The organism is Streptomyces sp. NPDC048172 (assembly GCF_043202595.1).
Classification (GTDB): domain Bacteria; phylum Actinomycetota; class Actinomycetes; order Streptomycetales; family Streptomycetaceae; genus Streptomyces.
In genome coordinates this window covers 26,286-47,411 of the sequence record NZ_JBIDAT010000010.1, presented here as the reverse complement: position 1 = coordinate 47,411, position 21,126 = coordinate 26,286, and the positions used below count along the sequence as shown (strand labels likewise).

The following is a 21,126-nucleotide window of genomic DNA, read 5'->3' as shown; positions in this document are numbered from 1 at the left end:
CTCATCGCTTCGTCTTGGTGAGAGACGGGCGGATCTCGTGCGCGCGGGTGGCCGCCCGTGCCGAGAGCCGTCCGCGGAGCTGGTGTCGGCTCGCGAAGCCCGCGTTGCGCTTGCCGTACCAGGTCGTCAGCCAGAGCAGCGCCAGGACCACGATGCCCACGGCGACGCAGAGGTAGAGGAGTACGGGGAGGTCCATGGCCATCAACCCCGCTCAGCTCGTCGCCGTCGCGTGGTCGCGCATCGAGCCCGAGGAGAAGCACAGGTGCTGCTCCGTCTCCGTCAGCAGGTGCTGGACGCCGGGGTAGATGATCTCGCCGACCTTCCAGAGCGCGATGCCGCGCCGTAGCCGGGTGATGTGCTCCGCCGTCCACGACGGGAGGCCGAGGCGGGCCACCGTTGCGGCGGCCTCTGCGTGCTTCATCGAGTAGACGACGACGGTGTCCGCCATCTTCAGCGCGGCCTGCGTCTCCGAGCTGTCGTCGATGTCTGTGAGGTGGTGGACGATGAGGATGCAGGAGAGCCCGAAGCCGCGCGCGAATTTCAGGAACTTCTCTAGGAGAGAGGCGAGTTGCGGCGTCCCGAGGATGTGCCATGCCTCCTCGCACACGAGGATCCGCTTCCGCTGCACGTACCCCGCGCACCCGGCCCGCGGATTGCCGCCCAGCTCCCAGGCGCCCGAGGCCGTGTCGACGGTCGTACGGTCGTGCTCGCCGGGGTCCGTGCCGCACTCGCAGACCGGGTGGAGCCAGACCTCCTCCAGGAAGACGGAGATCACGGCGACCAGGATCGTCATCGCCACGCTCCCGGACGGGATACGCGTCAGGTCGAAGACGACCATCGACGCGTCCAGCTCGACGTTCAGGCTCGTCGGGCCGTCGAGCATGCCGGTCAGGTCGCCGGAGGAGTCGGTGTCGCTGCCGCAGAGCCGGTCGAGGACGTACGACGCCTCTAGGCCGTCCGACAGCAGCTCGGCCGGGGTGCGCTGCTTCGCGCTGGCATCGCCCTCGTACGGCGACCGCAGCGCCGCGGCGACGTCGGCCAGGACCGGGACCCGTCCCTCCGCCTCCGCGCCCTCGCGCGCCTGTCGGATCGCGAGGCGCAGGGCTGAGCCGGCGAACTCGTCGAGCCGTTTGCCGAGACCGAGTTCGACGATGGTGCGGATCAGTTCGGTCTGCCGCTTGCCGGAGATGGCCGGGTCCATCGGGTTCACGCAGGCTGCGTCCCGTACGCCGCCGCCCGGGGCGAACTTCACCGGCGGTACGCCCGACAGCGCCCGCCCGAGCGCCGCCCACTCGCCCTCCTCCCGCTCCGCCTGGGCCTTGGTGTCGAGGACGACGACCTGGCGGCCGAGCCGGAACTGACGGGCGGCGTACGTCTTGGTCAGGGAACTCTTGCCGCGTCCCGTGTCGCCCATCACGATCATGTTGCCGCCGGGGAGACCGTCGCCGAAGGAGCTGAACGGGCAGTAGACGAACGCCTTTCCGCTGTACAGCTCCCGCCCGATGACCGCTCCCGCGCTGCCGAGCGTGGGCGGGGCGACCGGGAGGTAGAGCGCCTGCGAGGCGGTCGTGGCGGTGTGCAGCGCCCGGCGAACCGTCTGATGGCGCGGGCTGAGTACGGCGCGGTCGAGAAGGGCGTTCATCGGATACCTCCAGCGAACGGGAGGGTGTTGGCGAAGGCCCGCGCTTGCTCCAGGTTGAGCCATTCGATGCGGAGCAGTGCGGAACGGGCGCGGGAGGCTGCCGTCCGCTTGACCCGCTCCAGCTCCGTGGCGGTGCGCGCGGAGACGGTCAGGTAGCCGACCACCGCCGCTCCCGCCGCGCCCGATCGGGCCAGCTCCAGGCCACGGCTGGCCGTGGCGTCGCGGGCGACCATGTCCCTGGGGTCGATGTTCTTGCCCTTCTGGGCGTCACGGTGCATCTCGGCGCGGTTGTTGGTGTCCTCGGCGAGCATCCGGCCGACCGCCTCGTCGTTCGGCTCCAGGTCCTGCGTGATCGCGAACGTACGGACCACGTCCGGCATCCCGATCAGCAGCGGGGAGAGGAAGCTCGGTCCGACCGGTGTGCTCGGCCAGGCGACCACCGCCGCCGTCGCGTGGTACCAGCAGCCCGTGGACCCCGCCGCACGTGCGGCCAGGTGTCGTCCGTCGCGGATGTCGACGTTGCGGGGGAAGGCGTGCTGGCGTGGCAGGTCGGTGTCCCAGATCGGGTGATCGGGGTCGTAGGAGTTGCGGATGAAGGCGGTCAGCCGTGCCTCGTCGAGCGGGGCGATGACCGACAGCTCCGCGTCCTCGCACCGGGACCACAGCTCCTCGACGCTCGCCGCCATGACGGCGGCCAGTCCCTCGTCGCCCTTGCCGCGGTCTGCGGCGTCGGCGGCGACGTCGCGGGTGTACGCGGCGTGGATCGTGACGTAGTAGCGGTGCTCCTCGGCGGAGGTGGAGACGGCCTGGGCGAGCGCGCCGTACGAGTCCTTGAGCCAGCGGGGGACGTTCGCCGTGCAGGCCGACGTGTCGCGCGCGTCGAGGAAGCGCTGGTGCGCCTCGGGGTCGGACTTCAACTGCCGGGCCAGGACCTGGACGCGCTTGATGGGCGACTCGGCGGTGTTGCCGAAGGCGTCCAGCAGTTCCCGCCACCGGTGCAACGCCGCGGCCTGTTCGTCCTGGTCCTTGCCCGCCAGTCCGGGCGAAGTGACCTCCAGCGTGGCCGTCATGCAGCGCGACTGCGGCTGTAGGACGACGGTCACGTCCTGGCCGCGCACCTTGGCGGGCAGCCAGGTCATGCCGTTCATGCCGTCGGGGCCGGTGAGCGCCGCGTCCGGGGGACGGCCGTTGACCGCCCGTACTCCGGCCTCGGGGGCGGGTGAGACCCACACCCCGCCCGTCGTACGGTGCAGTGTCCGGCGGCGGTGGGCCATGATCCGCCACCACCGGTACAGGGTGCGGCGGCTCTGCGAGCCCTTCGGCCGGTACGGGGCGTACACGACGACCGCCGCGACGGCGATCGGCCCGAGGAGCCCGAGGACCGCCAGGAAGGTGACGGCGGAGAACGCGTATCCGCCGAGGATCCCGAGCGCCGCCCCGGCACCGAGAACGGCTTGCTCACCCAGGTCCCGCTTCCCGAACAGGCCGGTGGGGCGGTGCTTTCCGAACAGGTATGTACGGCTGGTGGCCATGGTGGATCACTCCTCAATGCCGCTGTCCGGGAAGGGTGGGTCGAGCACCGGGCTGGACGGCGACGGGGGTGGGGGAGGCGGAGGATTCGGGTTCGGCATGGGGTGGTTCGGCGGCCGTTGTGGCAGGGGCGGTGGGGGCGGCGGAGCCGTACCGCTGTCGTCCTGGGCACTGGTGGCGTCGCGGACGACCGGTACTCCGCCGGAGCCGGTGGGAGGGGGTGCGGGCGGCTGCGAGGAAGGGGGTGACTGGGCCCCGCCGCCGTCCGTACGCCCGTCGCCCGGATCCGGAGCGGGAAGGGAATCCGCCCGCTGTCGGACCGCACCGGCGCCGGACTTCACGGCCGCAGCGCCAGCCGCTGCGACGCCACCCACAGCCCCGCCCGCCGCGCCTCCAGCGCCTCCAGCGCCTCCAGCACCCGAACTGGCGCCGCCGGTCGGGCCAGGACCGGCGCCGCCGCCGGAGCCCGGGGAAGGCGAGGCCGTACGAGCCCCGCCACCGCCCGAGCGGCCCACGATCGAACTCTGAACGCGGCGGGAGAGCGCCATGTTCGCGTGGCTGGCCGGGCCCTCCGACATGCTCATCGGTCCGGAGGACGACGCGGTCTTACGGGCCTGCCCCAGCGAGGCCATCTCGTCCCCGAAGATCGGGATCCACTTGTAGATCACGGCGGACGCGAAGACGGCCAGGAAGAGGATCAGGGCTCCGACGAGGATCTTGGAGATCCGGTCCGTCCCCATCCCCTTGCCGCCGCTCAGCACGGCGCCGCCGAGGCCGAGCAGCGCGAAGAGCACGGGCTTGACGAGGGCCAGGGCGAGGAGAACCGCGACCCACCTCTTCGTCTTGCCCCACAGATCGCGGTCGACCAAGCCCGCGTTGACGAGAGGGCCGAGCGCCACGGCGACGTAGATCGCGGCGCTCCTGAGCAGCAGCTCGACCCACATCATGAGCGCGGCGCACATCATGACGAGGTTGATCACGATCAGCACCATCACGGAGCCCTGGACATCCGCCGACAGAAGCCGGATCAGCGAGCTGAGGAACGGCTTGAAGTTCTTCGTGGCGCGAGGCTCGAAGACGCTGGAGATGTCATCGACCACCTGCAGCACCAGCGCGACGGCACCGGGCGTCAGGGCGTTGACCACGAGTTGCAGGACAAGGAAGCCGAGCGCCTCGGACAAGGCCGTGCCGAGCGGAACGCCCCGTACGGCGCGCTTGGCCACGGCGATGATCCACAGGACGACCGTGAAGATGCTGGCCGCGCCGAAGATCAGGGCGTACTGCTTGAGGAACCCGGGGCTGGTGACATCCGCCGACGAGGTCTGTTGCAGCAGCCCGAGCAGCTTGCCGAGGAACCAGATGTTGGCGTCCACGAGCTGCTGGAGGATGTAGCCGGTCGGGTCGGAGACGAAGTCGACGACCTCCTTCGCCTCGCAGACCATGGGGATCGCGCACCACCATGAGTCCTTGTCCGCGTGGGCGAGGGGAGCGCTGAGGAGGCTGACGAGCACGGCGCAGAGCAGGGCCGTTCGAAGCAGGCGCCCCCAACGGGACGTGCGTTCCGGCCGTACGAGGCGTGCCAGCCCTGGGGCATCGTCACGCAAGCGCAGGCGCATGGGAGTCACCTCCCCACTCGGCGAACTCGTCGCTGGGGGCGCTCGGCTTCCGCTCCGGAACCATCGGGACCAGGCCCCCGGCCGTACGGATCCGCTCCGCCTTCCAGCCGTTGTCCTCATCGCGTGCCAGCTCGACGCGCATGCGGCGGAAGGAGACCTGGGGGACCTGGAGCATGTCCCCTCCGGCCGTACCGCCGACGTGCACGGTCCACAGCTCGACGGAGGCGGTCCGCGCCGAGCGGCCGAGGATGCGGTGGGCGAGGACGCCGGTCCGCATCAGCAGGACCGAGCCGTCCCCGGTCCGGCCGTCCGGACCGATACGCCGGTTGGCGACGATGCGGTCCGCCGTGGCACTGGCGCTGGCTCGGACCGACGCGAGGACGTCCGGGGCCGTGGTGGAGTCCAGGACCTTGTCCCGCCAGCCCTCGTCGAGGATGAAGCGCGCACTGCCCTGGAGCGTGACGGCGTTGACGGCGGCGGCGCGGGCGCCCTTCGCGCCACGCGGCGGCGAGGCGGGCAGCCCGTCACCGGACGAACGACCGGAGAAGCGGGGATCATCAGCCCCCTGCGCCCTGTACGGCGCGAAGTCCTTCCCGGTGTCGGCGGTCTGGAGGGCAGACGCCGAGGGGCGTGGCCCGTCCTCGGAGGAGACCGAGGCGACCTTCCACATGCCCTTCTCCCAGCCGAGGAAGAAGGTGACGGTACGGAAGTCCGCGTGCGGCGTCTTACCGGGCCGGGTGCTGCCGCGTACGGTCGCCGTCCACAGACATACGGTCGCTTCGCGATCCTTGAAGGAGGCCACATCCTCGCCGAGCACGGCCGTACGGGCGAGACCGCCCCGCGCCGGAGTCTTCGGGGCCGTCGCCACGTCGTCGAGCTGCTTGACGACCCGGGCCCTGGCGTTCGTGAGGCTCATGTCGAGCGCCCTCGCCCGGCGAGCGGAGGGGCTGCGGAGGGAAGTTGGGGCACCGGCGGCGGAGAGGTAGTTCGCCGCGGCGGCCTTCGCGGTCTCCGGCGAACGCGGATCGCCCCGGGCAGAGGCCCCCTCCGCGCGCGAGGACTGGAGGCCACCGGCGGCCGGGTCGCCCCCGACGGCGAGAACGACGAGCCCGAGGACGGTGATGACGGCGACCAGCCCGGCGCCGAGCCACCACGGCTTCACGCGCCGGGGCAGGTCCTTGAGCAATGCGGTGAGAGCGGACACGGCACTCACACGCCCAGCTTGTAGGTGAGGCTGAAGAGGGTGCCGAGCGAGGCGATCAGGAAGATCCCGGCGAGCCCGCCGATCATCATCCCCTTGCCCCGCGAGGTCTCCAGCGTGGAGTGGCCCTCGCCGATCCACCCCTTCGACTTCGCGAGTCCGAAGATGAAGGCCCCGGCCGAGGCGATCATCGCCCCGGCGGCACACACGCCCAGGAGGGTCTTCGCGGTCGTACCGAGCTTGCCGAACGGCCCCCAGTCCGGCTTGACGTCCCGGATGGGGCTCGCGCCGTCGGCGAGGAAGGACAGGTCCCGTGCCACGTCAGCGGCGGCGGAGAAGAACGCGGACATGATCCGCTCCTTTCAGGAATCCCCGAGAACCGGACTCAGCCGATGTGCCGGATGGCCAGGACCTGCGAGGTCCAGGCGGACAGCGGCTTGATGCGGACCTTCGCGCCCGTACGCGGCGCGTCGATCACGCGTTGCCCCCCGAGGTACATCCCGACGTGCTCGGGCCGCTTCGCGGACCCGCGCGAGAAGAGCAGGTCACCGGGGCGCAGCCCGGCGACCCCGCGTACCGCGCTGCCGACCTTCACCTGCTCGTAGGTGGTACGCGGCAGATTCACGCCCGCCGCCCGCCAGGCCATCTGCGTCAACGAGGAGCAGTCACAGCCCTTCTCGCCCCAGTACTGCTTCACGCACGTACCGCCCCATCGGTACCAGGTGCCGAGCGCGGACCGGGCGGCGTTCACGACCCGCCCGACCTTGCCCTTAGGCACGGACTTGGGCGTCGCCTCGGCCGCCTCCCAGCGCGCTGCCTGGGCGCGGATGAGCTTCACGTACTTCTGCGTCTCTGCGTACGGCGGGATGCCCATGTACTTGAGCACCGCGGCCGGGCCCGCGTTGTACGCGGCGAGCATGTTGGAGGTGCCGTTCCCCGGAACGTTCTTCACCTCCTGCGCGAGCGCACAGTCGTACGCGGCCTGGGCCGGTATCGCGTCCCGGGGGTTCATCACGTCCTTACGGCCGTCCCCGTCGCCGTCTTTCCCGTATTGCGACCATGTCGGCGGGATGAACTGTGCGATCCCGGCGGCGTTGGCGGGGGAGACCGCCTTGGGGTTGAAGTTCGACTCCTGGTGGAGCTGGGCGGCCAGGAACGAGGGGGATATCTCGGGGCACTCGCCGGCCACCTTCGCCACCAGCTTCCGCACCCAGCCGGGCACAGGCGCGCTCGACGCGATTCCGCCGCCCACGCCGCCGGTCGCCTGCTCGACGGACCCTGACTCGGCGGACGCACCTGCCAGCCCGGTCACCCCGCCTACGGTCACGACGCCGCACACCACGAAGCCCATGGGGGCCATGAACAGAGCCTTCATGGCGATCACACCCTCGGCGCTTCGTCGACGACCCAGCGGCTCTCCGCACCGCGCCGGAGGCGCAGCGGCAGCTCGCCGAACTCGCAGGCGGTGAAGCCCATTCGGGGCCGCACGGTCCGCACGTACTTCACGTGCACCGGCACCACGTCGAGCGCCGGGTGCGGCACCCCGTTCGGCAGCCGTACGAGCAGCACCTCGGCCGACACCACCACCTGCTGCGCCCGCCACCGCGACCACGAGTCGGGCTCGGTGTTCCGTTCGTTGAGAGCCTGCGCGAACGCGGCCGAGGCGTACCGCGCGGCCCGTACTCCGGAGTCGCCGAACGACCGGTCGTGACCGTCCCGCGCGTCGTGGCTCACGTACGCGACGGTGAACGCCGACGCGGTCCGCGCGAGGTCCCGGAAGAGATCACCGGGCCGGTGCGGGGGCGGAGGGGGCGCGCTGCTCTTCGGCTCATCGGGGCTCGCCTGCCGCGAGTCCTCGGAACGAGCGGCGCTACGGGCCGTCCCGACCTTGGCGAGCGCCACGACGGCCAGGAGAGAGAACCCGAGAAGGGAATGACCGGAAAAAGGCATGGGGGAACACCTCTTCCATGGAGGGAGTACGTCCGTCCCCGAGAGGCGAGAGCCTGCGCTATGAGGAAGCTGACCTTCTGAGCTGAGAAGTCGGGCCCTTCACCGCGTCGTTGATCGACGCCGTGAACGACTGTCACAGGGGAGGTGTTTGGTGCTCCAGGAATAGGTAGAAAACGGGACAGAAAACGCTGCCTGTGCGACGGCTGATCCCGTGGAACCTCGTACGGTCCAGTTCAGTCGCGGAGTGCGACTGGCCAAAACGGGCGCTCCGTCACACGGCCCGCTCCCTATCCTGCGTGGGGAGTCAAGTGGCCCCAGAGCTAAAGGGGGAGCGGATAGCGTAGTGGTGAAGTCCTGACTGAGCGGGACATGGAGGGGGAGGGGAACGATGGGACGCAAGCGGATTGGGATTTTCTCCTCCATCGACGCCGGGAACGATGCGGCACTCCGGTATCTGATCTTGCAGCTCAACACTCTGCAAAGCGGCTTCGAGTTCGAGTTCCTTACCCACGGGCCAGAGGATCGGCTCATCCTCATGCTCACGCGGGACGAGCCTCTGAGCCGCGAGGCCGTACGGGAGGAGTGCGAGGGCTTCCGGCAGCGCATGACGGACCGCGTCAGCATGCTGGGGAGCGTCTTCCAAACAAGGGAGGCCATACCGCCCGATCGCCTGGTGGTGCTCACGAAGGCAACTCTGACGAACAACTTCTACTCGCTGCGGCAGGACGGCGTTTCCATCATTGCCTTGGGAAACTGGGAGAGATGGATGGCGCCGCCCTCGATCCTGGAGTTCGTGCTGACACTCACGGTGCGAGAAGCGATCGCCACTGTCTCCCCACGCCTCCGCGGCTCGGTGCACCTTGGCACCAAGGGCTGCGTGTGTGATGTCACTCCTGTATTGAGCGATGTCCGTCAGAAGGTGATGTCCTCGTACCTCTGTGGCTATTGTCGAACTGCCATGGCGGAGGATGGAGTGTCAGATCTGATACCAGCCGTGGAAAAAATGCTATCCAAGTCGTGGATCGGGTCGGCTGATGACCCCTCTTCCCCGGCCGGAGTGGTGTCTGCTCTGGGCCATGACCTGTTCATCGTCAAGGGCCTGGAACCGACCATGTGGGAGCGCCTGCGTAGCACCCTGCGCCGGGAGGGAGCGCAACAGCTCGTCACGTCGGTTTCGTCAGTGTTCGTGGCGGTGGCGGTTGCTGCCCTTATCGTCACTCTGGGGCTGAAGTAGATCGAGTCCTGCCGGACCCAAAAGACGTGCTGAACCACACTAATTGGGGATGGCGAAGTGAGACTGCCGTCGAGCAGACCTTCCCCTGTCCCCAGTATTTCGGGCTCCCAAGGGTCTTCACTGTCATGACCGGCCCTCAAAGTCGCCGATCCCTCTATTCAGCAGGTGGATAAGGGCGGCCGTCAGCCATGGAACGTGCGGTCCGCCCAGAAGTACCGGATCGTGGGGAGGATGGTTCATTGAGATGTAATTGCCGTTGGCGTCCGGGCGAAAGCCTGCGAGGTGAGAGTGCGCGAAATTACTCCACGGCCCTCCTGCGCAGCCATGCTGAAGGTGAAGGGCTGAGGAGGAGAGCACGACTCTGGCAGCGGAGGAGTCGCGCCATTGGGGCTCGGCAGCGCGTTGTGCTGCCTGGAACTCGCCCGGCGTCGGGACCAGGTCCTCCCGGAGCCGACGGCCCAGGACCGGGTGTTCCTCGAAGTACAGGCGTTGGCCGAGCGGGTAGTGGACCTCGGTGGCGTAGTAGCGGGCCACGGTGCAGAGCACGTCCGCGTGGGCGACCTCTCCGTCCGCGAGCGGGGCGTCCGGTACGTCGATGGTGGGCAGTGGTCGGCCCGCTTCCAGCCATTGCTGGAGTTCGCGAGCCGCTGCCCACGGATCGGTCATCTCTTCGTCCCCTCCTCGGGGTTCAGGCCCTCGGTCCAGCAGCCCGCTCGTGCTCCGCGCGCAGGCGCGACAGCACGTGACCCAGGCGTTCGTTCCCGATGCGATGCCCGTGGGTGCGCAGCGCAGTCCCGACCACGGCGCGGTTCACTCGTCCCGCGCACCGGACGGCCTCGCGGGCGACGGACAGCACTTCCGGGTCGTCCTCTTCGGTTGCGGACTGGTCCGGCTCGTCCGGGACAGGCGGGGTGTCGGCGGACCGGGCCATGAGGATGTAGAGGTGGACAGCGCCCGCGAGGGCGAGTGGGGCGAGGGTCGAGAGGGCGCCCACCACCAGGTCGTCGAGGCGGAACGTCTCCGACCCCGTCGCGTCGAGGCGGTTGAGCTTCACCGCGTGCAGGGCGTTGGCCCAGATGCTGGCGCTGGTGGCGCACGAGAAGAGGGTCCAGGCGTAGAGCCGGGCTCGTCCTCGTTGGCCGCGCAGGACGACGAGGGCGCGGACGCCGTAGGCGATGAAGCCGTCCACGAGCAGCGGGAAGAGGAAGGTCAGCGAGCCGCGGACGTGGATGGCGACGGCGACCTGCTGCAAGGCGTCGTAGGAGAGGGCGAAGCCGGCGAGGCCGAGCAGGCCGATGGCGAGGCGGTCCCATGCGGTGATCATGTGGCGGGAGGGGGCGGTCATCGTGGCCATGGTTCGTGCTTCCTCGCGTGGTCAGCCTGTTGTCTTCTGTGCCCTGCGACGGTCCTCGCCGACCATGGCCACGACCGTCGTCATCTCCGCCAGGCGGCTGGTGACGCGCTCGCCGAGCACGTCGTTCAGGTCGGGACCTCCGGCGGAGCGGGCCGGGAGGTTCGAGGTGAGGAGGGTGGGGAGGCAGTGGTTGTAGCGGTGGTCGATCAGGCGGAACGTGATCTCCTCGGTCCACTCGCTGGTCTTCGCGGAGCCGAGGTCGTCCACCAGGAGCAGCGGTACGGACGCGAAGCGCCGTAGCTCGTGCTCGGTGCTGCCCGTCGTGGCCGTAGGACGTAGCGCTCCGTAGAGGTCGGCGCTGTTGGTGGTGATCACCTCGTAGCGGGGTGGCCCGGCGTCCGCGATGTAGTGGAGCGCGCCGTACGCCTCGTGGGTCTTGCCCGTTCCCGTCGGGCCGGTGAGCAGCAGGGCTCCGGCGGAGGTGAAGTCGGCGAGGACTCGGTCCGCCCAGGCCAGGGCTGCGGGTTCGGTGATCCACGCACGCCGGTACCGCAGGGGTGTTGCGGATTCCCAGCGGGTCAGGGCGAGTTCGCGGCGCCGCGCCCGCAGCCACTCGGGTACGGCGTCGACCTCCGGCTCCTCGGGCCGGGGCGCCGGGATGCCGCGCTCGGACAGGATCCGGCGTACGCGGGCGGCGGGCCCGGCCGACTCCAGGCGTTCGGGATCGGCCACGTTCAGAAGCCGTTCTCGTACGGAGTGGAGGAACCGCCAGGGCTCGGCGCACGCCGAGGGAGTGGGACGACCGTGCCCGTCCCGGGGCGCGAGGCCGGTAGATCGGCCCACATCCGCAGCAGATACCGGGCGGTCTTCGGCGGGCGGCGTTCGTCCCACCGTCGGGACGTGTAGGCGACGAGCCGTTCTACGCCCAGCCGCGCCACGAGTTCGCCGATGTCGGACCACTCGGCCTCGGTCAGATTCCAGCCGACCAGTATTCCGGCGGCGGTGAGTTCGTCGACCAAGGGCTGAACCGCCGGGGGCGGGCAAGCATGCTGAGCTGGGGAGTCGGTACTCCCGGAGGGAGTACCTTTCGTGCGGGAGCGTGCGCGTTGCCCCGCCGTACTTCCCTGAAGAGATTGCCGACTTGGGCTCCGTGCTTCCCTGAAGGTGTTTCCCCCTTCAGCTTCAGCCCGCTCCACCGGCAGCAGGATCGTGTACTCGCTCGTGTCCCTGGCGCCCTTGCCGCCCCGGTCCACGTGCAGTTCGCCGAGGTCTGCGAGGTCGGCGACGCAGTTGCGGACCTGGCGCTCGGAGAGCCGGGTACGGTCGGCGAGTTCGCGCGCCGACAGGCGGACGTGGCCTTCCGCGTCGCACTCCTCGGCCAAGGCCAGCAGGACGAGCCGCGAGCCACGTTCTGAGCGGGAGGAACGCCAGACTTCCTGAACGACTTGATCGCTCATGGTGGTACTCCGATCTATGCGGAAGCCGCGGTGGTCCGGGCCCGGCGCTTGCGCTCGTGATGGGCGGCCCACGCCACGGCGCCGCGCGAGAGACCGAGCCCGCGTGCGGCACGGGAGAGCGAGAGGGCGGGGTCGTCGATGTACGCCGCGATGATTCGCTTCTTCTCCGTGGCGGTGAGGGCGACGGGCTTGCCGTTCAGCGCGGCCTTGACCCGCTGCTCGTCCACGCGCTGGCACCAGGCGCGGTGGAGCGGCTGGCGGTCGATGGCGCTGACGCCGCCGCGGATGCCGTACTCGTCGCCCTGCTCCAGGGCTGTTACCAGGCACAGCGCGCGAGTGCGCAGGGGACAGGCGCGACAGATCTGGCGGACGCGCGCCACCTCCAACCGACATCGGGTGCCGGTGCCGTCATGGGGTGAGTCGCCGTGCGGGAAGAAGGTGTCCGGAGGCATGCCGACGCATGGGGCGCCTCGGAAGGACTTGGTGCACTGGGACTGGGCGAGCTGGAGAAGACCGTTCCAGTCGCCGTCGAGGGCGTTGCGGACGTGGGGGTCGAGTCCGGGGTTCATGGTGACTCCCTGCGGGTGCCCGAAGGCTTGGGCGGTGCTGCCGGGGCGCCTGGATCGCCGACGTAGCGGGCGTAGACCCGATATGTGTTGTCGGTCGGGCGGAGCACCGCTTCGTAGCTGCCGCGTGGCGCGTAGGCGGTGGACGTGCCTCGGTTGATCCGGGTGACGAGACGTGCCGCTTGGGGTTTCTGGGGTCGTGTGTGGGTGTGGGCCCATTGGCCGGGGCGAGCCCGGAGCAGTTCGGCGATGACGTGTGCCGTGCTCTGGCGAGCGCGGCCACGTGGGTGCCGTTGTGTCGGCGGGGGAGGCCCGTCGTTCGGGTCGTTCGCACTCATGGCGGTTCCTCGCGGATCCCCGTCGGGGCCGGTGAGGACGGGCCTATGCGTTACGTCGCATGCTGCGGGCCGGTCTCAGCTCTGCAGGCGAGCCCGTTGGGGCTGTGCGGGCAGCCGTCGCCGGGCGTACGGCGAACATCTCGGAGATGGTCTGGAGGTCCTGCTTGGAGAAGAGGACGAACTTGCCCATCTTCCGGTGGGGGAGATCGCCTATCCGCTCGCGGAGCCACTTCTCCTTCACACCGAGACGGTGAGCCGCTTCGGCGTAGTCGACGTGCACCCGAGGGTCGTGGGAATCGAGCAGGTGACGCAGGAGCAGGAGAAAGCGCTCCGGATCGTTGCCACCGCTGTTGGCGTTGCCGTTGGTGTGGCCGTGCGAGGGCCTCTGGGGGCTTGGCCCTGAGAGGGCGGAGGTGGGGGGTTCCATTTCACGTTCACTCCCTGCTCGGAACCACTGCGGAGGTTCCGTCATCCGGGATGGGCCTCAGCTCGCGACCTCGCGCCGAGGTACGAGGAGCGGGTGAGTGCCGACATCAGCATGTAACCATTTCCGACTCATCATTTGCAACCCACTGTCTCCATACCACTCCCTTCGCGGGAAACTGCGATACTGGCCGGGTGAAGAGCGTCCAGGACTTCGACCCAGCCGCCCTGATCGAGGTGCGCGAGCGGGCCGGGCTGTCCCAGGCCGACCTGGCTCACGCCGCCGGGGCAGGGGCGAACTCGATCGGGCGGTGGGAGCGCGGGAAGGGCGCCCCGAGTCCGCGCCTCTTCGCGAGCCTCGCGGAGGCGCTCAATGTGCCGCCCTCCCGCCTTCTCCGTCCGCTGCGCGAGGACGCGGACCTGGCGTCCCTGCGGACCCGCGTCGGCCTGCGCCAGGAGGACGTGGCGGAGCGCCTTGGCGTCCAGGCGTCCGACGTGTCTGAGCTGGAGCTTGGAACCGGGAAGATGCGTGCGCAGTGGGCGGGCGTGCTCCAGGAGCTGTTCGATGTCTCCTTGGAAGACCTCACGCGGGCCCTGCGGAACACCGAGGCCCAGTGGCGCGAGCGGTTCGAAGCCAAGCGCGGGAGCGTTTGAGTCCATCCGGAGTGCGGCGTCACGGTGACCTCCGATGTGGAGCAGCCTCATCGGCGGGGTGCTCCTTGCGTACTCAGAGCAGCATGCAGGGCCACCGGCAAAACTCGGAGTGGCGGAAGTCGAAGTTTCGCAGGCCGCTAATAGCGCGTGTTGATCATTAAATTCCCGGCGTGACCTGCGAAAATCGTCGATCCGCATTCCTCCGGCGCGCAGGTGTGCTCATTCTCTTGCCGCTGAAAATCCGTGAGGTGAGGGGAACCCGATGACGCAAACCGGAAACCGGTCAGATGGCGGCTCACCGACGACTCACGAGCTGGCGAGGCTGCTGACTTCCTGGCGGAAGCGGTTGGACCCGCGCCGGATCCAAGGAGTGGACAACTCGCGTCGTCGCCTTTCCTCTGGGCTTACTCAACAGGAGGTGGCCACACTCACGGGAGTGAGTGAGACGTGGTACCGCGCCTTGGAACGCGGCGTGAAGCATCATCAGTTCTCTGAGGGATTCCTTCAACGACTCGCGATGACGCTACGCCTGGACGAGGCCGAGCGAGCCCTTCTCTTCCAGCTCGCGATCGGCCGTACCCCGGAGCCAGTACGGCTGGCGCAGAGCGAGTGCGCCAACGAGGCCACGCAGACACTGCTCGACCATCAACTTCCGCACCCTGCATACCTGTCGAACCTGCACTGGGACATCGTCGCCCACAACCAGTCCCTGAAGGACTGGTTTCCCTGGATCCCCTACGAGCCCAATGTCATGCGATGCATCTTCCTCTACCCCGAGGCGCGCGAGTGCATGGTGAATTGGCGCGACGAATGGGCGCGGCCGTTCCTTTCACAGCTCCGCTTCGCGCTCGCCATGCACCCGGATTCGGAAGGTCTCATTCAGATCCGTGACGACATTCTCGCGGGTAATGAGGACGCCCGGGAAATGTGGGAGGAGGTGTGGGAGAAGGAATCACCACTGCCGCATGCCTACGGCGACGTCCGCAGGCTCCTCCTCCCGTACCACCAGGGCGAGGAGGTCGCGGTGCACATCTACCTGCTCTCTCCGATGCTCAACCCCGACATGCGCTTCGTGGTGCTCTGGCAGCTCTGACCCGCCCCTTCACCGCCGCACGGGGTTGAAGTCCTGCGCGAGCCGCGCGACGGGCATGAGCAATTCCATCGGCTGCTGCGGCGCGGACACGCCGAGGTGCCGATAGACGGTGGCCAGGGCGGTGACCAACCTCTCCGGGCCGGACCAGCGCTCGTAGGCGTCCAAGGGGATCTTCCGTACGGCCTCCTCCAGCGGCGTCCCCGCCCTGGCCTCGCGTGCCCCGTGCTCCTGGACGTGGCACAGGTAGTCGCGGAAGCGGCAGAGGTCACCGCGGGCGGCCAGCGGGCCGTGCCCGGGAACGAAGGTCTTCGCGCCTGTGTCGAGGAGCCGGTCGCAGGCTGAGACCCAGGTGGTGAGCGGGCCGCTCCAGACCACGGGGTGGACGCGGTGGAAGAGCACGTCGCCGCAGAACACCACGCCGGCCTCGGGGACGTGCACCACCACGTCCCCATCCGTATGCGCGGGCCCGACGTCCAGCAACTCGACGGCCACGGAGCCGACGCTCAGCTCCATGCGCTGAGAGAACGTCACTGCGGGAACGACTCTGTGGATCCCGGAGAAGTCGAAGTGGCCGAAGTGCTCCAGCAGATAGCGGCCCGCCTGGCCGGGCGGGGGCTGTTCCTGCAAGTGCCGGAAGAGGGCTGGCGGCACCTCGTGTGCGGCTCCGGCCACGTTCGCTTCTGAGGTGATCACCTCGGCGTCGGGGAAGAGCTGATTGCCCCAGCAGTGGTCGCCGTTGAGGTGGGTGTTCACCACGGTCTCGACCGGCGACGTGGGAGCCACCTTGGTGAGGGCGTCGCGGAGCCTCTGTGTCTGGGCGAGGGTGAAGAACGTGTCGACGAGGAGCGCTTGCCCGCCGTCGGCCACCAGCCCCGCGTTCGCGTAGCCCCATCCGCCGTCTCCCTGGATGAAGGCGAAGACGTGGTCGGTCAGCCGCTCGGTGCGCAGTTCTGGTGGCGTTGCGTGTGCCGTCATGGGCGCCATGCTTGGCGCCCCGGGGCGGGCGCTACGGAGGATCGCAGGGTGATTCACCCCTACGCGGCGGCACTGAACCCGTCCTGGGGAAGGCCCGTGACCGGCTCCATGGCCCAGGCGACCGCCGCGACGACCTCGTCGTCGAGGGAGTCCAGCAGGTGGCCGTAGCGGTCGACGGTGGTCTTGATCGACTCGTGGCCGAGGCGGGCCTGGATCGCGGGCAACGGGACCTTCGCGGCGATCAGCCAGGAGGCGTGCGAGTGGCGCAGGTCGTGGATGCGGGGGCGTTTGAGCAGGCCGCGCCGGGCGGCATCCTTCACGGCCGGGCGCCAGTGGTTGCGGCGGAAGCTCTCCGCACCGTTCTTGCCGACGCCGAGGCTGAAGAGCAGCTCGTTCGGTTCCTTGCCTTGCGCAAGGCGCCGCAGGAGCGCGTCCAGCTCGGGGGTGAGGACGAGGGTGCGGCGGCTCTTCTTCGTCTTGGGCGGGCCCAGATAGACGTTGCCGTCCTCATCCGTCTTCCAGGCCCGCTGGATGCGGACCGCCGGGCGTCCTCCGCGCCGGATCAGGTCGCGCGGCTGCAAGGCGGTGACCTCGCCCAGCCGGGCCCCGGTGCCCGCGAGGACCTCGGCCAGGTCACGGGCCTCGCCGTACAGGCAGGCGTAGAGGAGCACGAACTCGTCGCGCTCCAAGAAGGTCATGGCCTCTTCGTCGGAGCCGTCGACTCGTGGCAGCCGTGTGGCCGCGCAGGGGTTGGCGGAGCGCAGCGGCTGCTCGGCGTCGACCGCGGATTGCAGGACGCTGTAGAGCAGCCCGTGGAGGTTGCGGATGGTCTTGGGCTTGAGCTTCTGGAAACGTTGCCCACGCGCGGCGTACGGACCACGCCGCCCGGCCTCCAGATCGTTGACCCACCCGGCCACGTCGTCCCTGCCGATGCCTCCTTCGCCCTCCCGCACCGACAGGTGCTGGAACCACGGCAGCATCTTCTGCTCGATCTGGCGCCGGTACTTGCCCCGGGTGTCGTCCTGGATGCCGGTCAGCAGCCCGATGTAGTGCTCGGCGAAGGCGCCGAACGACTCCTCCTGGGGGATCTCTCGCGCGGTCTCTGTACGGAAGCCCTCGCCCCGAACCCAGCCGAAGGGCCACCGCTGGCCGTGAGCGTTCACCAGGTCCCGGAACTGGCTCGCCGAGGGCTCCTCGGTGAAGACCTCGGACTCCTTCTTGCCCGTGCGCGCGCCTCCGGCCCGCCACCTCACCACGTAGGAGACTGAGCCGTCGGCGCGCTTTCGTTCTTCGACGTATGCCATGCACAGCACGGTGCGCAGGGTCGGTGATGGTGCCCGTGCCCACCCGGTGCCCACTCGCGTACGACGAAAAAGACCCCGCCGACAGCGTTCGCGCTGGTCAGAAGGGCGGAGCTCGCGGTGCGCGAGGGGGGACTCGAACCCCCACGTCCGAAGACACCGGCACCTAAAGCCGTCCCGTCTACCAATTCCGGCACTCGCGCGCGCTCGTATCGTACTGCGGGGCGCGAGGCCGGGAGGGGTGGAGGGTCAGAAGGACGGCTCGTTGGTCTGGGAGCGGGCGAGTTCGCGGGCCTCCTCCTCCGTGCTGACCGACGGGGGCGAGCCCTCCAGGGGCTGGCCCGAGGTCTCCTTCATGCAGAGGACGGCGACGATGCCCAGCACGGCGGCGCCCGAGGCGTAGTACGCGGGGGCCAGCTTGTCGCCCGTGCTGTCGACCAGGTAGGTCATGACGCCGGGGGCCGTGCCGCCGAAGACCGACGTGGCGACGTTGTAGCCGATGGAGAGGGAGCCGTAGCGGACGTCCGTGGGGAAGAGCGCGGGCAGCGTCGCGGACATCGTGCCCAGCAGGCAGACCAGGCAGGCGCCCAGCATCAGCATCCCGCCGAGGACCGCGAGGAAGCTGCCCTGCTGGAAGAGGGCGAAGGCCGGGACGGTCAGGACGAGGAAGCCGACCATGCCCGTCAGGAGGACCGGCTTGCGGCCGAAGCGGTCGTTCAGGTGGCCGACCCGCTGCAGGACCGTCATCATCGCGACCATCGCGATGATCGCCGCGACCAGCTCCATGGAGTCCTTGTAGTCCAGCTCGCTGGTGAGGTACGCGGGCATGTACGAGAGCAGCATGTAGTCGGTGACGTTGTACGCCGCGACGAGGCCCACGCAGAGCAGCAGCGTGGGCCACTGCTGGGCGAAGATCGTCTTGAGCTCCTTCTGCGGCACGTTCTCCGACAGCTTGGGATCCGAGGACTGCTCGTGGCTCGCGTCGGGGGAGTGGGACAGCTCGGCGGCGCGCTTCTGGAACGCGGGCGTCTCGTCGAGCTTCATCCGGAGATAGAGGCCGACGGCGCCGATCGGGCCGCCGACGAGGAAGGGGATGCGCCAACCCCAGTCGAGCATGGCGTCCTCGCCGAGCGTGGTGTTGAGGAGGAGGACGAGCGCGGCGGCGCCGGTGTAGCCGCCGAGGGTGCCCAGCTCCAGGAAGCTGCCGAAGTAGCCGCGCCGCTTGTCGGGCGCGTACTCGGCGATGAACGTGGCCGCGCCGCCGTACTCGCCGCCCGTGGAGAAGCCCTGCACCACGCGGCAGAGCAGGAGGAGGACCGGCGAGGCGAGGCCGATCGAGGAGTAGCTGGGGATGAGGCCGATGCAGAAGGTGCCCGCCGCCATCAGCATCATCGTCAGCGCGAGGACCTTCTTCCGGCCGACACGGTCGCCGAGCGGGCCGAAGAAGAGCCCGCCCAGCGGCCTGACCAGGAACGACGCCGCGAAGGCGGTGAAGGAGGCGAGGAGCTGGGTGCTGCCCTCGCCGGGGAAGAAGACCTTGCCGATGGTGACCGCGAGATAGGCGTAGATCCCGAAGTCGAACCACTCCATGGCATTGCCGACGGCCGCCGCCTTCGTCGCCCTGCGCACCGTCGCCTCGTCGGTGACCGTGATGTCGCTGCGGCGGATTCTGGGGCTCAGCCGCCGCTTGATCGCGCGGAAGAGGGCTCGGTGCCGCTTGACGGCGGCCGGGTCGGGGGGATTCGGCGCCTCGGTACTCATGGATCATGAGTACCGCACACATCCGCCCTTATGCGGCAATTGATACGCCAGTGGCGGTCAACCGGCGACGGTCAGGCTCCCTGCTCCTCCAGGCCCAGGTCCCGGATCAGCTTCGCGACGTGCCCGGTCGCCTTGACGTTGTAGAGCGCGCGCTCGACCTTGCCCTCCTCGTCGAGGATCACGGTGGAGCGGATGACGCCGGTCACCGTCTTGCCGTAGAGCTTCTTCTCGCCGAAGGCGCCGTACGCCTCCATCGTCTCCTTGCTGGGGTCGCCGACGAGCGTGACCTTCAGCTCCTCCTTCTCGCGGAACTTCGCGAGCTTCTCCGGCTTGTCGGGGGAGACGCCGATGACGTCGTACCCCCGCCCGGCGAGCAGGTCGAGATTGTCGGTGAAGTCGCACGCCTGCTTGGTGCAGCCCGGGGTCAGCGCCGCGGGGTAGAAATAGACGATCACCTTGCGGCCGCGGTGGTCCGCGAGCGAGACCTGCTTGCCGTCCGCGTCGGGCAGCGTGAAGTCGGGCGCGGTGTCGCCGGGCTGGAGTCGCTCGCTCATCTGTTCCTGTCTCCTTCTGCGGTTCCTGACCTGACTGAACCTGTCTGACCTGTCGGACCGCGGCCGAGCGTAGCCGGACGGCGCCGATCGGGGGTGCCGTGGGGCGCGCGACCCGGTGAACTGACAGGATGTGGTCCATCAGCCACGGTATGACGGACGACTGACAGCGACGGAGGCAGCGCGGTGCCGGAAGCCAGGACCCCCGCGGACATCGAGGCGGACATCGTCCGCAGGCGGCAGGAGCTCGCCGCCTCGCTGGACGAGATCGCTGTCCGGGTGCATCCCAGTACGATCATGGGCGACGTGAAGGCCAAGGCGTCGGCGGCGGTCGACAGGACCGCCGGGCGGGCGTACGTCGCGGCGAACCGTGCCCTCACGGACGTACGGGCGCAGTTCGTCGGCGAGGACGGGGCCCCGCGCATGGAGCGCGTCGTTCCCGTCGCGCTGGTGACGGTCGCCGTCGTGGGCGGCCTCTTCGCACTCTCGGCTCGGCGTCGGCGCGGCTGAGCGTCTGGGATACGGTGTCGTGCCGTGAGCTCCGAGACGCCTGAATCCGCACCCTCGCACCATGACAAGCTGCCCATCCGCATGCTGCACGACCGCGTGCTGGTCCGTACGGACAAGGGCGAGGGCGAGCGGCGCTCGTCCGGCGGCATCGTCATCCCGGCGACGGCCGCCGTCGGCCGCCGGCTCGACTGGGCCGAGGTGGTCGCCGTCGGTCAGAACGTGCGGACGGTCGAGCCGGGGGACCGCGTCCTGTACGACCCCGAGGAGCGCGCGGAGGTCGAGGTGCGCGGGGTCGCGTACGTGCTGATGCGCGAACGCGACCTCCACGCCGTCGCCGCCGAACGCCTCCAGGGCTCGGAGGACTCCACGGGGCTCTACCTCTGATCTTTCAGTGGCCGGACGTCGCCTTCAGGCCCACCACGGCCACCAGCAACAGGGCGATGCTGTGTCTTCCGGGGGGCGACCCCCGTACCCCCGGCCGGTCAGTGGCCCGAGGTCGCCTTCAGGCCCACCACGGCCACCAGCAACAGGGCGATGAAGAAGATTCTGGCCGCGGTCGCCGGTTCGCCGAGGGCCAGCATGCCCACTATCGCGGCGCCCGCGGCGCCGATGCCGACCCAGACGCCGTAGGCCGTGCCGATCGGCAGGGTCTTGGCGGCCTGGGCGAGCAGGGCCATGCTGGCGGCGATGCCGATGATGGTGAAGACGCTCGGCCAGAGGCGGGTGAAGCCCTCGGTGAACTTCATTCCGATCGACCACGCCACCTCGATGACTCCGGCGACGACCAACAGGATCCAGGCCATGACGGCACCTCCGTAAATGTTGCATTGCGGGGGTGCGTCGTCTTTGCGAGCCCGGTACGACGCGTCTCGTCGGGACCGGCCGGAGCGGTGTTCAGCGCTCTCTCAGCCGGTCCCTGAACCGTAGCAAACGGGGCGGGAAGGGGTGGTGGCGCAGGTCACCAGGTGGT

At 69.3% G+C, this 21,126-nt stretch carries 25 protein-coding genes, 1 tRNA gene and 1 riboswitch; of the genes, 6 read left to right on the top strand and 20 right to left on the bottom strand.

Annotated features, from left to right (window positions below; translation table 11 throughout):
• Position 1 precedes the first annotated feature (1 nt).
• From ACGF3A_RS36130 to ACGF3A_RS36095, 8 genes are all read right to left on the bottom strand, one after another.
• Positions 2 to 196, bottom strand: a complete 195-nt coding sequence (locus ACGF3A_RS36130) for a hypothetical protein (RefSeq protein ID WP_393734725.1) — start codon at positions 194 to 196, stop codon at positions 2 to 4.
• 15 nt (positions 197 to 211) lie between these two features.
• A complete protein-coding gene (locus ACGF3A_RS36125; protein WP_393734724.1) occupies positions 212 to 1,642 on the bottom strand; it encodes an ATP/GTP-binding protein in 1,431 nt (476 codons plus the stop codon).
• Positions 1,639 to 3,174, bottom strand: a complete 1,536-nt coding sequence (locus ACGF3A_RS36120) for an SCO6880 family protein (protein WP_393734723.1) — start codon at positions 3,172 to 3,174, stop codon at positions 1,639 to 1,641. The genes ACGF3A_RS36125 and ACGF3A_RS36120 overlap by 4 nt, the downstream gene beginning before the upstream one ends.
• A 6-nt stretch (positions 3,175 to 3,180) precedes the next feature.
• Positions 3,181 to 4,683 carry a hypothetical protein gene (locus tag ACGF3A_RS36115; RefSeq protein WP_393734722.1) on the bottom strand — a complete coding sequence of 501 codons (1,503 nt, stop codon included), beginning with the start codon at positions 4,681 to 4,683 and terminating at the stop codon, positions 3,181 to 3,183.
• An 85-nt stretch (positions 4,684 to 4,768) separates the two neighbouring features.
• The gene (locus tag ACGF3A_RS36110) at positions 4,769 to 6,001 is read right to left on the bottom strand and encodes a hypothetical protein (RefSeq protein WP_393734721.1); all 1,233 of its coding nucleotides are present in this window, start codon (positions 5,999 to 6,001) and stop codon (positions 4,769 to 4,771) included.
• The gene (locus ACGF3A_RS36105) at positions 5,998 to 6,339 is read right to left on the bottom strand and encodes a hypothetical protein (protein ID WP_393734720.1); all 342 of its coding nucleotides are present in this window, start codon (positions 6,337 to 6,339) and stop codon (positions 5,998 to 6,000) included. The genes ACGF3A_RS36110 and ACGF3A_RS36105 overlap by 4 nt, the downstream gene beginning before the upstream one ends.
• 35 nt (positions 6,340 to 6,374) lie before the next feature.
• Positions 6,375 to 7,364 (bottom strand): NlpC/P60 family protein, encoded by a 990-nt coding sequence (locus ACGF3A_RS36100; RefSeq protein ID WP_393734719.1) that lies wholly within the window; start codon positions 7,362 to 7,364, stop codon positions 6,375 to 6,377.
• A gap of 5 nt (positions 7,365 to 7,369) precedes the next feature.
• The gene (locus tag ACGF3A_RS36095; RefSeq protein WP_393734718.1) at positions 7,370 to 7,891 is read right to left on the bottom strand and encodes a hypothetical protein; all 522 of its coding nucleotides are present in this window, start codon (positions 7,889 to 7,891) and stop codon (positions 7,370 to 7,372) included.
• Between the two features lie 436 nt (positions 7,892 to 8,327).
• Here ACGF3A_RS36095 and ACGF3A_RS36090 point away from each other — a divergent pair, with 436 nt between their 5' ends.
• Positions 8,328 to 9,173, top strand: coding sequence for a hypothetical protein (locus tag ACGF3A_RS36090; RefSeq protein ID WP_393734717.1), 846 nt, complete (start codon positions 8,328 to 8,330; stop codon positions 9,171 to 9,173).
• Between the two features lie 123 nt (positions 9,174 to 9,296).
• On the opposite strand, the gene ACGF3A_RS36085 is transcribed toward ACGF3A_RS36090, so the two are convergent.
• The 4 genes from ACGF3A_RS36085 to ACGF3A_RS36070 are packed head-to-tail and all read right to left on the bottom strand — an operon-like array spanning position 9,297 to position 11,546.
• Positions 9,297 to 9,839 (bottom strand): hypothetical protein, encoded by a 543-nt coding sequence (locus ACGF3A_RS36085; protein ID WP_393734716.1) that lies wholly within the window; start codon positions 9,837 to 9,839, stop codon positions 9,297 to 9,299.
• A gap of 22 nt (positions 9,840 to 9,861) precedes the next feature.
• Positions 9,862 to 10,527, bottom strand: a complete 666-nt coding sequence (locus ACGF3A_RS36080) for a DUF2637 domain-containing protein (protein ID WP_393734715.1) — start codon at positions 10,525 to 10,527, stop codon at positions 9,862 to 9,864.
• A 21-nt stretch (positions 10,528 to 10,548) separates the two neighbouring features.
• Positions 10,549 to 11,259 (bottom strand): ATP-binding protein, encoded by a 711-nt coding sequence (locus ACGF3A_RS36075; RefSeq protein ID WP_393734714.1) that lies wholly within the window; start codon positions 11,257 to 11,259, stop codon positions 10,549 to 10,551.
• Positions 11,260 to 11,261: 2 nt separating this feature from the next.
• Positions 11,262 to 11,546 carry a hypothetical protein gene (locus ACGF3A_RS36070; RefSeq protein ID WP_393734713.1) on the bottom strand — a complete coding sequence of 95 codons (285 nt, stop codon included), beginning with the start codon at positions 11,544 to 11,546 and terminating at the stop codon, positions 11,262 to 11,264.
• A gap of 234 nt (positions 11,547 to 11,780) precedes the next feature.
• On the opposite strand from ACGF3A_RS36070, the gene ACGF3A_RS36065 reads away from it, so the two are divergent.
• Positions 11,781 to 11,942, top strand: coding sequence for a hypothetical protein (locus ACGF3A_RS36065; RefSeq protein ID WP_393734712.1), 162 nt, complete (start codon positions 11,781 to 11,783; stop codon positions 11,940 to 11,942).
• Between the two features lie 56 nt (positions 11,943 to 11,998).
• Here ACGF3A_RS36065 and ACGF3A_RS36060 read toward each other — a convergent pair whose 3' ends face one another.
• Together ACGF3A_RS36060 and ACGF3A_RS36055 are read right to left on the bottom strand one after the other, a co-directional pair.
• Positions 11,999 to 12,553, bottom strand: a complete 555-nt coding sequence (locus ACGF3A_RS36060; RefSeq protein WP_393734711.1) for a WhiB family transcriptional regulator — start codon at positions 12,551 to 12,553, stop codon at positions 11,999 to 12,001.
• A 378-nt stretch (positions 12,554 to 12,931) separates the two neighbouring features.
• Positions 12,932 to 13,315, bottom strand: a complete 384-nt coding sequence (locus ACGF3A_RS36055; RefSeq protein ID WP_393734710.1) for a helix-turn-helix domain-containing protein — start codon at positions 13,313 to 13,315, stop codon at positions 12,932 to 12,934.
• A 191-nt stretch (positions 13,316 to 13,506) separates the two neighbouring features.
• Here ACGF3A_RS36055 and ACGF3A_RS36050 point away from each other — a divergent pair, with 191 nt between their 5' ends.
• Positions 13,507 to 13,965, top strand: coding sequence for a helix-turn-helix domain-containing protein (locus ACGF3A_RS36050; protein WP_393734709.1), 459 nt, complete (start codon positions 13,507 to 13,509; stop codon positions 13,963 to 13,965).
• Between the two features lie 262 nt (positions 13,966 to 14,227).
• Positions 14,228 to 15,058 (top strand): helix-turn-helix transcriptional regulator, encoded by an 831-nt coding sequence (locus tag ACGF3A_RS36045; RefSeq protein WP_393734708.1) that lies wholly within the window; start codon positions 14,228 to 14,230, stop codon positions 15,056 to 15,058.
• Positions 15,059 to 15,067: 9 nt separating this feature from the next.
• Here ACGF3A_RS36045 and ACGF3A_RS36040 read toward each other — a convergent pair whose 3' ends face one another.
• The 5 genes from ACGF3A_RS36040 to bcp form a co-directional block, all read right to left on the bottom strand.
• A complete protein-coding gene (locus ACGF3A_RS36040; protein ID WP_393734707.1) occupies positions 15,068 to 16,033 on the bottom strand; it encodes an MBL fold metallo-hydrolase in 966 nt (321 codons plus the stop codon).
• Between the two features lie 59 nt (positions 16,034 to 16,092).
• Positions 16,093 to 17,337: a tyrosine-type recombinase/integrase gene (locus tag ACGF3A_RS36035; RefSeq protein ID WP_393734706.1), complete on the bottom strand. Its 1,245-nt coding sequence runs from the start codon at positions 17,335 to 17,337 to the stop codon at positions 16,093 to 16,095.
• 118 nt (positions 17,338 to 17,455) lie between these two features.
• Positions 17,456 to 17,537, bottom strand: a tRNA-Leu gene (locus ACGF3A_RS36030).
• Between the two features lie 46 nt (positions 17,538 to 17,583).
• On the bottom strand, positions 17,584 to 19,095 hold the full coding sequence (locus tag ACGF3A_RS36025) for an MFS transporter (RefSeq protein ID WP_393734705.1): 1,512 nt from the start codon (positions 19,093 to 19,095) through the stop codon (positions 17,584 to 17,586).
• A gap of 71 nt (positions 19,096 to 19,166) precedes the next feature.
• The gene (bcp, locus tag ACGF3A_RS36020; protein WP_393734704.1) at positions 19,167 to 19,649 is read right to left on the bottom strand and encodes a thioredoxin-dependent thiol peroxidase; all 483 of its coding nucleotides are present in this window, start codon (positions 19,647 to 19,649) and stop codon (positions 19,167 to 19,169) included.
• A 183-nt stretch (positions 19,650 to 19,832) separates the two neighbouring features.
• Between bcp and ACGF3A_RS36015 the strand changes: the two genes are divergently transcribed.
• Together ACGF3A_RS36015 and ACGF3A_RS36010 are read left to right on the top strand one after the other, a co-directional pair.
• Positions 19,833 to 20,156 (top strand): DUF3618 domain-containing protein, encoded by a 324-nt coding sequence (locus ACGF3A_RS36015; protein ID WP_393734703.1) that lies wholly within the window; start codon positions 19,833 to 19,835, stop codon positions 20,154 to 20,156.
• An 81-nt stretch (positions 20,157 to 20,237) separates the two neighbouring features.
• Positions 20,238 to 20,540 carry a GroES family chaperonin gene (locus tag ACGF3A_RS36010; protein ID WP_393734947.1) on the top strand — a complete coding sequence of 101 codons (303 nt, stop codon included), beginning with the start codon at positions 20,238 to 20,240 and terminating at the stop codon, positions 20,538 to 20,540.
• Positions 20,541 to 20,638: 98 nt separating this feature from the next.
• Here ACGF3A_RS36010 and ACGF3A_RS36005 read toward each other — a convergent pair whose 3' ends face one another.
• Positions 20,639 to 20,959: a DMT family transporter gene (locus tag ACGF3A_RS36005; protein WP_393734702.1), complete on the bottom strand. Its 321-nt coding sequence runs from the start codon at positions 20,957 to 20,959 to the stop codon at positions 20,639 to 20,641.
• A gap of 31 nt (positions 20,960 to 20,990) precedes the next feature.
• A riboswitch (guanidine-III (ykkC-III) riboswitch) is annotated at positions 20,991 to 21,053 on the bottom strand.
• Positions 21,054 to 21,126 lie beyond the last annotated feature (73 nt).